Below are 12346 nucleotides of genomic sequence, written 5' to 3'. Positions count from 1 at the left end.
CGTCATGAGACCGTTCGGCACCTACCGCTCGGCTAAGCACCTCGTGTATTTCGTGAGGTGTGCGGTGGTGTTGTTCGGTTTTATCTGGTGCAGCCATATACCGGCGTTTCCACTGCAAAACGACATGCCTGCATCTGCGGCGATTGCGCAGCCGATGGCCATGCCAAGCTGCCAGACATGCGCCTTCTGCTATATGGGACCACCTTTTGCCGACCATAACGCAGGCGGCGACTATCCGGATCTCGGTGCTACCACTGCTACGATGCGTTTTGTTTCGCAAACGGATAGAAGTGATTTTTTTTCTGATATGTCAGACGTTCCCGCAGTTGCGCTGCGGCTTTTGTATTGTCGATGGTTGAATTAGCCACTTGACCATGGGGATGACGATGCATACATCAAATTAGTTTATCGAGGAGTCTATCATGAAAAAATTACTACTTACGCTGCTCTGTATCAGCACTCTTAGCACTGCATTTCCCGCCTTCGCTGGCCCGGACTGGCAACTGATTGAGCAAGGGCGCAAGGCCAAGCAGGCGCAAATGATGCGAGCGGCCAATAAAGCCCCGCAAGCTGGAATGGAACATCAGATGGAGCCAAAAAAGGATCATCAAATGGATCCGAAAATGTATGAAAAAATGGATCAAATGATGAAGGACTGTCAGGAAATGATGAAGAAAAAGTAACGCGGTTTTGAGTGCTGGATGCGATCGCTGCTGGTGGCATATGCGGCCAGCAGCGATCGTATCCATTCAGGTGCTTACCCGATCACGCCATGACTTAATCTTTCCGTTGCCTGCGGTAGTTGCATTAAGTCGCTACTGTCAGTATTTCCAAGAAGAGATTACTAATATGGTGTATTTTTCAAAAGGTCATCTAGTTCCTTGAAGCGTCCCTTGACACGATCAACGCTGTATTCATACATGAGGGAATTGTGAGCAAATTGGGCCCGTTCAACATCCATATCAACGGTGTTTCCATCAATGCTACCTTGGGCTGGAATACGAAATTGCAGGGAAACGTCATCTTTTGACTTTCCTGTTTTTAAGGCCTTCTCAATGTCAATATCTACCGCCACATATCCAGGCGTATCGGCATTCGCGATATTGGATGCGAGAAGTTCTTGACGGTACGCCCGCAGTCCGAGCGCACGTTCATTGATACTCACCTGCTGCCAAATCTTAGCAGCGGTCAAATTCAATGGAAGGTCAAACTGTGTGTGTTGAATAGTTGCCACTGGAGGCAAGGCCATTGCCACTATTGGCGTCGATCCTAGTGCATTAGCTAATGTGGCAGAAAACATTTGCCCTGCCGTCTTGCCTTCCGCGCTGGTGCTACCCTTAACTGTGAGCCCGATAGATGCCTGGATCGATTCAATTTTATTCATGGATTCCTCCCTCATTGACATTCGATTTCTGACGTTTCAGAGAGCTGGTCGGATAGAGTAACTAACTAACCTGTTCGCTTTAAGGATCAAACACGTCTCAATCGTGATGGGAACTAGCTCTAGTCGCGATAGAGCTGATTTCATTCGCAGTGCGCTCGTCGTCCAAACTATAAACAGGTGCAAAACCACCTCCAGGGGTGCGAAAGTTGGTGGTTTGCCCCTGATACATCCTGGCCGCGGTCCACTGCACCTTTCCGTCATAAACATAGACTCGAAGGTCGAATTTCAGCGAGCTAGGATTATCGGTGGAACCGATCGAGCGCTCACCGGGTATGACGAGGGCCTGAGCGACGTAGTCACCAGCCAGAATGTCCTGCCATACCCGTTTGGTGATCTTTTCACCACGGTACGTGGCTCGCCCCCCGTAACCTGCAACAGGTTTAAAAAACAACTTTCGGCGCTCCGTCCACAAGCGGTCCGCATCGGAGGCCGTCACAATCTGCGTTCGCGGTATGCTCTTGAGCAGAATATCTTGCACGGCGGGGGCTACGCCAAGCGCTACGAGCTCTTTCTTATCCGATAGCAGAACCAGATTTGCCTTATTTGCATAGAGGGTATGCGCTTGGGGGTGCGGCGTTAGCACGATTGCGCTTTCTAGATACGCCGAACGCAATGGGAGACACTGGGGCGACTCAAGCATGAAATCGGTCAGCCGGTTATAGACCAAGTCGATAGCAAGATCCCCATGACGTAAAACGCCATCACGATAGGTAAGGTCCGATGGTGAGGCAATAACGGCCTCTATGCCGTGGCGTTCGAACAAGCGTCGAAAAAGAACAAACTCGGGATAGAGATACTGCTGCTCTGGATGATCGTCAACTATCGCGACTGTCCGAAGTGGCTGTGAACGTTGAGAGAGCGCCCATTCCGACTCAAACATGTTGAAGATGGTATCTTCAAGGGTCGCACCGCTATCAATGGCTCGTGTCAATTCACTATCGCTGAGACAGCACGATCTATGGGCTTTTGCCATCGCGGCGTTGAGCATCGCTCCACCGGCATTTGTGTTGATTTCGATGAGCGCCAAGGTATCGTCGTGGATGTGGAAGTCATAGCCAAAAAATACTCCTTTTGCATCATCAGGATTATGCTTGGCAATGTCAGGAGCATCAGTCAGAACGCGCGCACGATACGATGGCAGCGATATTACGGATTCAATCGCTGCAATAACGTCCGCAATACGTTTGCTTTGGCGATACGAGACAAAAATAGGCCGCGCAGAAAATAGATAGGGACACCGCTCCTCGATCAACTCGTGCAATCCGTCCATGCCCGGTTCGCTAGAAAGCGCTATTTTCAATGCGGAGCTATCCAAACTGGTGCAGAAACAGTCTCTATTGAGGCGTGCAGCCGGAAGAAAATTCAATTCTTCGTTGCTAAGCAAGCAGCCATTATTCGATGCAGCTTTCACTATCGCAGGTATATTCATGTTTGCTTCCACAAGAATGTCGCTCGGTGCCACAGTCAGCGGTTAAGGCCGACCGGTACCGCGCAACCGGAGTGCATTGGTAATGACAGACACGGAACTCAGGCTCATCGCTAACGCGGCGATCATCGGCGATAGCAGTTGGCCAGTAAATGGATACAGCACACCGGCAGCCAGGGGAATGCCCAAGGCATTGTAGACAAACGCGAAGCCCAGGTTCTGCCACATATTTCGAACAGTATCGACCGAGATTCGACGGGCAAGGGCAATCCCACGCAGATCTCCTTTTACTAAAGCGACGTGAGCGCTATTGATAGCCACGTCTGTTCCTGTACCCATGGCAATACCAACATTGGCCTTCGCCAGTGCGGGGGCATCATTGATTCCATCGCCGGCCATTGCGACCACCTTGCCTTGCTTTTGCAGTTTTTCTACCAAGGCCAACTTGTCCTGTGGTTTCACCTCGCCGTAGAACTCCGTGATGCCCAGCCTTTCGGCTACGGACTTCGCAGTGGTGACGCCATCGCCAGTGGCCATGATTACGGTCAGCCCTTCAGCGCGCAAGCCTTCTATGGCCTCATGCGTCGTTGCCTTGATGGGATCCGACACCGCAATCAGTCCAGCCAAAACGCCGTCAGAGGATAGATACATGACGCTAGCACCTTCTGTCCGCAGGCGTTCAGCGACCTCAGCAAGCGGCCTCCAATCGACTTTGTCAGCATCCATCAGCGCGGTGTTGCCCAGTGCGATGTGCACCCCGCCAAGCGTGCCGCGCACGCCAATACCGCTGGCAGACTCAAAACTGTCAGGTTTGGTTAGCACCAGTGCTCGCCTGTTCGCTTCGTAGACGATCGCGTGCGCTAACGGATGTTCGCTGCCCTGGTCTATGCTCGCCGCCATTTGCAGGACGTCTTCGTCCTTGAAACCGGGCGCTGCGACCACGCTGTTAAAGGAAGGCTTACCTTCAGTGAGGGTCCCCGTCTTGTCGACAATCAGTGTGTCGACCTTCTTGAGGTCTTCTATCGCTGCGGCATCCCGAAAGAGCACACCTTGGGTGGCCGCGCGGCCTGTGGCGGCCATAATGGACATCGGCGTGGCTAACCCCAATGCACATGGGCAAGCAATGATCAGTACTGCAACGGCGTTAACAAAACCAAAGACCCAGCTCGGTTCAGGGCCATACATTCCCCATAACACGAACGTCAGTAGCGCTATTGCCACGACAACGACCACGAAATAGCCTGCAACACTATCGGCGAGTCGTTGCATAGGCGCGCGGGAGCGCTGCGCCTGCGCGACCATTTGTACGATTTGAGACAACATCGTGTCGCTGCCGATTTTTTCGGCACGCATAATCAGGCTCCCGCTGGTATTGATCGTTGCGCCAATCAACGTGTCTCCTGCACGCTTTGTCACAGGTAAGGGCTCGCCAGTCAGCATTGACTCATCGAGCGAGCTCTCGCCATCGAGCACTACGCCATCAACTGGTACCTTCTCACCGGGTCGGACACGGAGTTTGTCGCCGACGTGGACGTGCGTGAGCGGGATGTCATTCTCGGAGCCATCGTCCTGAATGCGTCGAGCCGTCTTTGGAGCGAGGCCAAGTAAGGATTTGATTGCGGCGGAAGTTTGGGAGCGTGCGCGCAGCTCAAGTATCTGTCCAAGAAGCGTGAGCGAAACAATGACTGCCGCTGCTTCAAAATATACGCCTATGCGGCCATGTGCAGCAAAGGTAAGCGGGAAGAGGCCCGGTGCGATTGTGGCGACGACACTATAGCCATAAGCAGCCATTACGCCAAAGCCAATCAAAGTCCACATATTCGGGCTCATGCGTGCCAGCGATTGCGCCCAGCGTCTGAAAAATGGCCAGCCGGCCCACAGTACGACAGGTGTACTTAATGCGAATTCAATCCAGTTTTGGCCTGGCAGCCCCATAGAAAGGAACACATGCCCAAACATCGCCAGTAAGAACACCACTAAGGTAAGAGGCAGCGTCCACCAGAAACGATGGCGAAAATCGACTAGCTCCGGGTTTTCCGCCTCATCTAGCGTCGGCATTTCAGGTTCGAGCGACATGCCGCAAATAGGGCAAGTTCCCGGTGCTGGCTGGCGAATCTCGGGGTGCATCGGGCAGGTGTAGACTGCTCCCTCCTGGGGGGCATGCGCAGGGTTGGGTGCCGCATTCGCTTTATCGATAAAGGAATCTGGCGCTGCGTTGAACTTTGTCATGCACTTTCCGCTACAGAAGTGGTAGACCATACTTTTGTAGGTGATTTCTTTTTCGGGATTTGCGCCAACGTGCATACCGCATACCGGGTCAATGAATGGTTTTTCGTCTACTGCCAGCCGCGCATCGTCGGGTTCAGTTTTACTGTGGCTGTCGTGATGATGCTCGTGTGCATGATGCTCGGCGTCAGTTCTACTCATGAATCACTCCTTGGCCAGATTCGCCTGTTTCGTTGGCTGTGGTGGAACCAGCTATTGCGGCAACGGCGGGAATTGAACATTCCCGCCGAATGAAGTCATCTATTTGGCAGAAACCACTACCTGCCCCTTCATGCCCGCCTCAAAGTGGCCGGGTTGTAAGCACGCAAATTCCACTTTGCCGGCTTTGTCGAACTGCCAGACAATGGTTCCCGATTTCCCAGGCGTCAGGGTCACCTGATTGGGTTCCGCATGCTCCATCTCCGGAAACTTTGCCATTTGTTGGGCATGTTCTTTCAACTCGCTCTCAGAACCAATGACCATCTCATGCTTGATCTTGCCGGAATTGTTGACGACAAAGCGAATAGTCTCGCCCCGTTTCACGGCGATAGACGCTGGGTTAAAACGCATGGTGTCGTTCATATCGACAGTGACGGTACGCGTCGCTTTTTTCGGGTCACCCGCCTTGCCCACAAGAGATGCGCTCTGCTCATTTGCGCCATGCTGGTGGCCACTATGTGCTGCTGGGTTGCTATCCGGTACCGCAGCAATGCTGAAAGTGCTCAAACTGGCCAGTAACATTACTGCAATTGCATTTAAGGTCATCTTTTTCATATCGTACTCCCTTGTAGAAAACCGTCGCGACATTACATCGCGGTAGGTGGTTGTTGAGTGGTAAGAATTGCCGCCGCAAACAGTGCACCGAGCAGTAGCAAGGTCTCTACTTGTAAAACGACTCTCACCAGAGTGACGCCGCGGGAGGAGCGGGAGGCGGCAGGCAATCCAAGAAATTTGTTGTAGCCGCCCAAGGCGACGGCAAGAAGGACCATTGCAACTTTGACCAGTAAGGTGATGCCATAGGTGGTATGAACAAGATGCTCTGAGCTCCCCACTCGGTGCCATGCGCTGTAAATTCCAGTAGCAACAATGGCAACTACTGCAAGCATTGCTGCCTGGGACATCAATTCTAGGTATTGATCGGTGGTACCCGTATCAAATTTCCTTATCCGCGACTTATGTAGAACAAACCAGCCGGAAACCATCACTGCACCAGTCCATAGGCCGATGGCAAAATAATGGATCGCTTCAACCGCTAGCGGAATGGTCCAGAAGCCTTCCTCGCCCGCATGCCCCATGGACGCCCGTGTTGCAGAAAAAATAGCCAAAAGCAGAACGACAGCAATATCGCTGCTGCGGCCGACTCCGCCTACAAATCGAACAATAAAGAGAACAAGCATCGTCACAACAATGGCGCAGCCTGCATGTCCGTAGTCAGTTGTCGACACCATCATCCAAAACATCGGGCACGCTTCGCGTAGCCCTACACCTCCCATGACCGCCGTCGCGCTCAATAGTGCCGATGCACTACCAACCATGCTGATTGCCGCTGCCATCAAGTCAAGTTTGCGCAGCGCTGGTTCGAAATGATCATGATCGACACCGCTAGAACGCATCCAGTAGCGTGCAAACCATGATCCAACGAGCCAGGCAAAGCCGAGGTTCAGCAGCAAAGCTGAACTGACTTGCAACAGCGAGACTGCATCCATTTATTTCACCGTGAACTTAAAGTCGCCTTTGCGACGGTGTCCATCGTGCCCTGCAACTGCCCAGCTCACGGTATAGGCGCCAGCATTCAATGTCGGTACTTCCAAGCGTAAGATGGCCGGATTTGCTGCATCAACCTTTGCCTTGTCTGCAGCAACGGCTTTGCCTTCGTCATCGCTCAGAGTGATTGAGCTAAAGGCTTCTTCCACCTTCTCGTTGAAGGTCAGCGCAATCTCCTTTGGTGCAACTGCCAGGGAGGCACCTGCCTCGGGATTGGAGCTCTTCAAGCTCGCATGTGCCAAGGCAAATGGGGTAGCCAGCGTTGCCGCCACAATGGATGTGGCAAGAATCATTTTCCGCAGTGTCTTCATGTTCAACTCTCTTTGTTAAATTTACTTTACTGCTTCGATGGAAGTGACCGTCAATGCACCGCCAACTTTTTCCACCACGAAACGTACTTTGTCGCCTTGTTTGACCTTGTCAAGCATCGACGGCTCTTTGACCTTGAACATCATAGTCATCCCAGGCATGCCCAAGTTCTTCAGCTCGCCATGTTTGATGGTCAGCTTGCCGGCGTCCTTATCCACTTTCTTGATTTCCCCTTCGCTCATCGCGTCTTGCGTCGCGGAGGCGCTCTGCTGCTGTGCGAGCACCACGGAGGTCGTTGCCACGGATGACAGGCCAATCAAGGTTGCCAATACAACTTTGTGCAGGTTTTTCATGATGTTTCCTTTCAGTTAAAAAAAATTAGTGACCGCTATGTCCGGTCGGTTTACGAACAGTAACTTCAATATTGGGTTTGTTCATCGTCGGCATCGACTGCCCCCCAGCGTTAGTTGCACGTTCTGGCTCAGGAAGGTTACCCGTCCACTCGTATGCCACGGTTCCGGCCGGATGCTTGTACCAGCCAGGATCGGAGTAGTCGCCGCGCTTCTGGTCCTTGCGCACCTTCAAGACGGTAAACATTCCCCCCATCTCAACCCCACCGAACGGTCCTTCACCCGTCATCATCGGTAAAGTATTATCTGGTAGCGGCATTTCCATGCCTCCCATGGAGCCGCCCTTGTCGCCCATCACCATATATTCAGGGACGATTTTGTTAATTTTTTCAGCAACCCCGCGATGGTTGACGCCAATCATTGTCGGTACCGAATGGCCCATTGCATTCATGGTATGGTGGGATTTATGGCAGTGAAGTGCCCAGTCACCCAGATCAGTAGCGACGAACTCGATGGCGCGCATTTGCCCAACTGCGACATCGGTGGTGACTTCAGGCCAGCGCGACGCCGGTGGTGTCCAGCCGCCATCCGTACCAGTGACGAAAAACTCATGGCCATGTATATGAATAGGGTGATTCGTCATCGTCAGGTTACCGACACGGATGCGTACCTTGTCACCTTGGCGCACAGGCAATGAATCAATGCCGGGGAAGACGCGGCTATTGAATGTCCACAGGTTGAAGTCCAGCATGGTGTTGATCTTCGGCGTATAGCTTCCCGGCTCCACGTCATACGCGTTGAGCAGGAAAACGAAATCACGGTCCACAGCATGGAGCGATGGATCCTTTGGATGGGTCACCCAGAAGCCCATCATCCCCATCGCCATCTGGGCCATCTCGTCGGCGTGGGGATGATACATAAATGTACCTGGCCGTTTGGCCTCGAATTCGTAGACGAAAGTCTTTCCCGGAGCGATACCCGGTTGATTGAGGCCCGTTACGCCATCCATACCGTTCGGCAAGCGCTGGCCATGCCAATGAACACTGGTGTGCTCAGGTAGCTTGTTGGTCACGAAAATACGCACCCGGTCACCTTCGACCACTTCAATTGTCGGGCCTGGGGATTGCCCGTTATAGCCCCAAAGGTTGGCTTTCATCCCTGGTGCAAGTTCACGCACCACGGGTTCGGCAACGAGATGGAATTCTTTTACGCCGTTATTCATCCGCCATGGCAATGACCAGCCATTCAGGGTCACGACCGGATTGTAGGGCCGGCCAGTGGGTGGCACCGGAGGGATGTGCGTCTTGGCATTGTCCATCAACATGGCCTCAGGCAATGACGCGGCACCGGCCTTGCTAACGGCAGCGGCGCTTACCGCTACAGCACCTGCACCTCTGAAAAAATCTCTACGTGAAATCATGGCATGGCCCTTGTATCGTTCGTACTTCCGCTGTTGATGGCGGATTGAAGTTTGGTTTCTGCAATCCAAAAGTCGCGCTGGGTTTCGATGGCGGCATTTACGCTCACCAGTTGCTCGCGCGAATCTGCCAGTAATTCGAATACGCTGGCAAGCATCCCGTTGTAGCGAAGCAGAACCTCGTCGGATATTTTTTTCCGCAGCGGCACAACATCGTCACGATAATGACGGGCGATGTCATAGCTAGTGCGGTATGCGGAGTACGCCTCCCGAACTTCCGAGCGCGCCCGCACGGCAGTGTCGGTGGTGCGATGAACGGACTGCATGTAGAGCGCCTCGGCCCGCGCGACCTTGGCGCCACCCCAATCGAAAATTGGTAATTCAAGGGAAATCTGGTAGCCGCTCTCGCGTGGCAAACCTGTCGTACTCTTATTGGTGTAGCCGGCATCAAAAACGTTGATGAAGCCAGTTGCCTTTGTCAAGCCAAGTGCCGCGGCCGTTGCCTCGGTATCGCGGCGGGCCGACAGCATATCGAGACGTTGCGACATTGCCTGTGCTTCCGCATTGTTCGTTTCCTGCGGCTTTTCCGGCAGTGGAGGCAATCTGTCAGGCAGGACGAAATTTTGCTGCTCTCCCCACAGGCCCAGGAGGCGAATGAGCTGTTCGCGCGTGGCTGTTGCTTCATGCCTGGTCCTCGCTAATTGTGTCAACGCATCTTGGTAAAACGCACGCTCACGGGCCTGATCAAGTGTGCTCCAGTTTCCAACCTTGGTCATGCTGTCGGCGAGTTGCGATGATGCCTCGGCGGCGCCACGCACTTGCTCCGCGAAAGCGGCCGATTGGGCCGCCGCAACGGCCATAAAATATGCCCGACGGGTTTCTGCCGCCAACTGCACAGCCTGAGCAGCTGTTAGCAACTTGGCTTGCTCAAAGCGTCCTTGCTCAACGCGGCGACGCGTGGGCAACGTCAGCAGGCCCGCAATATCAAACATCACACTGCGATCGATTTCCGCATCGCCACCACCACTGACGCGGCCGAAACTAAAACTTGGATTGCGCATCCGTCCAGCTTGTACAAACTCAGCCTCCGAGACGCCCAATTCAGCGAAGGAGATCTTCAGCGCTGCATTATTGAGCAGCGCAATCTGAACCGCAGATTCAGGCGTCAGTGGCGCGGACAGCAGTGATTGCACCTGTGAAGTGGACTGTTGGCTATCTTTCAGCGTCTCTTTCGTGAAGGGCTTGACCTGTCCAATCCTCTCTTGCGTTAGCCGGGAGACATCATTTAATCCACCATCCGGTGAAAAGCTGGCGCAACCTGCAAGAAATATGACACCGAATACAGTAGCTACCCGATTGGGTGTTGGCAACGATAGTCGCTTCATGTCATTTGCCTTTCATGTTCATTTGATGGCCTTTGTGCGGATCGTTCGCCGAAGACGGCTTGGGTTCTTCCTGGCTTTTTGCACCGGGTACCATTTCCATCGACATGTCCCCCAGATCGCCATGCTGAGAGTCCCCTGTCACTTCTTTATTTGCCTGAATCCAGGCCTTATCTGGAGATATCGGGGGCTCCCCAATCGGCTTAGCATCCGCAAAAGCAGAAACATATTTCAACGGCGGCACAATGGCCTTAGCATCCGTCACTGTCGCCGTGGTGCTCGCGGGTTGAGTGGATTGTGCATAGACAACCGGCGAGAAGCTAACCGTTGCCAGAAGCAATAAGTGGAAGCGTTGCATGATTCTCTTTCAAAATGACTGGTTACTGGGTGGATACAGCACGAGGTGAGGCGAACGCCAGTGCATGATTTCAGGAGGTGGCGGGGAAAGTGGTGTGGAGGGAGCTCAAGGGACGCGAGGAATGAGTGGCGGCTATTGTTGCCTCCAAAGGTAGAGTAAGGCGTACGCTGTCCTGCACCTATTTCGGCCCGGTTGCTTACAATGCGCGTCAGCATGAAATTCATCTGCAGTATCTTCCCTATGACGGACAACTAAGTTCCTTGCAAATTACCTGAACCACCTGAGATGAAATCGCCTTTTTACGCTACACCTTCCAACTGGCGGAAGGTCAAGCGAATTTCAGTTTTCCAGAGTATTTTCACTTCCACCTTGTCACAATCACCGCCCGCTGATTTAATTGCATCACTGCAATTCATCATATAAACAAAAACACTGGAGACCTCGTGCGCCAACTTACTTCCCTGATCGCTATTTCCGTATTCAGTCTTCCCCTATACGCCGCCACACCAACTGAAACTGTTGCTGCATTTCACGAAGCGCTCGCCAGCGGAATATCCGAGCAGGCGAGCACTTTGCTTAGCCCTGAAATTAAAATTTACGAATCTGGGCATGTTGAGCGTTCACGTGATGAATACGCTGGCCATCACCTGCCAGCCGATACCGCCTTTGCTAAGGCCACTAAAAGCAAAGTCCTAAAACAAAACGAACGTATTGATGGAAACCTGGCCGTCGTGATGCAGGAAACAGAGACCACAGGACAATTCCAGGGCAAAAATGTGCACTTATTCGGCACGGAAACAGCTTTGCTCGAAAAACAGGGCGATCAATGGGTCATCTTTCATCTGCACTGGTCGTCCCGCAAATCTCAATAACTTCATGAGCCAGCAGTACACTGGCGGGCGTACATGTAATTAGTTGGCGTAGGTCGGGTTAGGTGCCACGTACACACGTACGCCGTGGGTATTCACGCCAGACGGCGCAATTGCCGAAAAGTCAAAGCTCGAATTGGCTCGTAGCGTATCGAACTGCCAAGTGAACGTCTTACCATCCACATCAAACTTGACGACGTCGCCCTGGGCGACATTCACATACTTCGTAGTCGATGAAATCGTGATAGTGCGCGTGGCGGCCGGCGCCGGAGCAGCACTGCCAAACGCTGGATTCGAGTGCATTTCGCCTTGGTGTGCCATCGCGGCAAGCGGGCTGAGAGCGATGACAGCAAAAACGGCGACGATGTTGGCTTTGATGGATTTCATTGGAATGTCCTTATTTTTCAGGTGCGGGTGAATGAAGTTGCGGATCCGATGAAGCTATTCTACGTAGGGGACCCGCACACCCGAATGACTGAAACATTACATTTTCATTACAGAAACCTTGATAATTTGATTAAGGTAGCAGGTTCGAAGTGGAACCGCGACTTTCTTGCGGCAACATGCTAGGCGCAGCAATGGTTTATCAAGAGTAGGTCGAGTGTGAAGATAGGCATGCCGTCGTTGCGGCCGCCAAGCATTCGCTTTAAGCGCTAGCAGTACCGCCATTTGATTGAGCAGCTTATTACCTCTCGATAAGTCGTTTGTCGCCAGATACATGCGATACCAGAGTTTCCAACGTGCTGAGAGACGCACACCTCT

The 12346-nt window shown here is 52.9% G+C and carries 14 protein-coding genes; 3 read left to right on the top strand and 11 right to left on the bottom strand.

Going from position 1 to position 12346, the window contains the following annotated elements; translation table 11 throughout:
* Positions 1-4: 4 nt before the first annotated feature.
* Positions 5-364, top strand: coding sequence for a hypothetical protein (locus tag JAB8_RS28890; protein ID WP_131687601.1), 360 nt, complete (start codon positions 5-7; stop codon positions 362-364).
* A gap of 58 nt (positions 365-422) precedes the next feature.
* Positions 423-683, top strand: coding sequence for a hypothetical protein (locus JAB8_RS07215; protein ID WP_070289049.1), 261 nt, complete (start codon positions 423-425; stop codon positions 681-683).
* 161 nt (positions 684-844) lie between these two features.
* On the opposite strand, the gene JAB8_RS30235 is transcribed toward JAB8_RS07215, so the two are convergent.
* The 10 genes from JAB8_RS30235 to JAB8_RS07165 all read right to left on the bottom strand — a co-directional run bounded on the left by JAB8_RS30235 (position 845) and on the right by JAB8_RS07165 (position 10715).
* Complete coding sequence (locus JAB8_RS30235) at positions 845-1384, bottom strand: flagellar basal body protein (protein ID WP_306821361.1); 540 nt, start codon at positions 1382-1384, stop codon at positions 845-847.
* A gap of 97 nt (positions 1385-1481) precedes the next feature.
* Entirely contained in the window at positions 1482-2873 is a 1392-nt protein-coding gene (locus JAB8_RS07205; protein ID WP_232731428.1) for a hypothetical protein, read from the bottom strand.
* 42 nt (positions 2874-2915) lie between these two features.
* A complete protein-coding gene (locus JAB8_RS07200) occupies positions 2916-5297 on the bottom strand; it encodes a heavy metal translocating P-type ATPase (protein WP_070289048.1) in 2382 nt (793 codons plus the stop codon).
* Between the two features lie 99 nt (positions 5298-5396).
* Entirely contained in the window at positions 5397-5909 is a 513-nt protein-coding gene (locus JAB8_RS07195) for a cupredoxin family protein (protein ID WP_070289063.1), read from the bottom strand.
* Between the two features lie 32 nt (positions 5910-5941).
* Positions 5942-6841: a CopD family protein gene (locus JAB8_RS07190; RefSeq protein WP_070289047.1), complete on the bottom strand. Its 900-nt coding sequence runs from the start codon at positions 6839-6841 to the stop codon at positions 5942-5944.
* Positions 6842-7210 (bottom strand): copper homeostasis periplasmic binding protein CopC, encoded by a 369-nt coding sequence (gene copC, locus JAB8_RS07185; RefSeq protein WP_070289046.1) that lies wholly within the window; start codon positions 7208-7210, stop codon positions 6842-6844.
* Between the two features lie 21 nt (positions 7211-7231).
* A complete protein-coding gene (locus JAB8_RS07180) occupies positions 7232-7561 on the bottom strand; it encodes a copper-binding protein (RefSeq protein WP_070289045.1) in 330 nt (109 codons plus the stop codon).
* 25 nt (positions 7562-7586) lie between these two features.
* Positions 7587-8978: a copper oxidase gene (locus tag JAB8_RS07175; RefSeq protein WP_070289043.1), complete on the bottom strand. Its 1392-nt coding sequence runs from the start codon at positions 8976-8978 to the stop codon at positions 7587-7589.
* Positions 8975-10360, bottom strand: coding sequence for a TolC family protein (locus JAB8_RS07170; protein WP_070289042.1), 1386 nt, complete (start codon positions 10358-10360; stop codon positions 8975-8977). Before JAB8_RS07170 ends, JAB8_RS07175 begins: the two co-directional genes overlap by 4 nt.
* A gap of 1 nt (position 10361) precedes the next feature.
* Entirely contained in the window at positions 10362-10715 is a 354-nt protein-coding gene (locus JAB8_RS07165) for a hypothetical protein (RefSeq protein ID WP_070289041.1), read from the bottom strand.
* A 443-nt stretch (positions 10716-11158) separates the two neighbouring features.
* On the opposite strand from JAB8_RS07165, the gene JAB8_RS28010 reads away from it, so the two are divergent.
* The gene (locus tag JAB8_RS28010) at positions 11159-11587 is read left to right on the top strand and encodes a nuclear transport factor 2 family protein (RefSeq protein WP_083287604.1); all 429 of its coding nucleotides are present in this window, start codon (positions 11159-11161) and stop codon (positions 11585-11587) included.
* Between the two features lie 39 nt (positions 11588-11626).
* Here the strand turns inward: JAB8_RS28010 and JAB8_RS07160 are convergent, their stop codons facing one another.
* The gene (locus JAB8_RS07160) at positions 11627-11971 is read right to left on the bottom strand and encodes a CzcE family metal-binding protein (protein WP_083287603.1); all 345 of its coding nucleotides are present in this window, start codon (positions 11969-11971) and stop codon (positions 11627-11629) included.
* Positions 11972-12346 lie beyond the last annotated feature (375 nt).

This window comes from Janthinobacterium sp. HH106 (assembly GCF_001758725.1).
In the GTDB taxonomy this organism is placed as follows: Bacteria; Pseudomonadota; Gammaproteobacteria; order Burkholderiales; family Burkholderiaceae_D; genus Janthinobacterium.
Note: the sequence above shows the minus strand (reverse complement) of the source record. Positions and strands in the feature narration are given on the sequence as shown.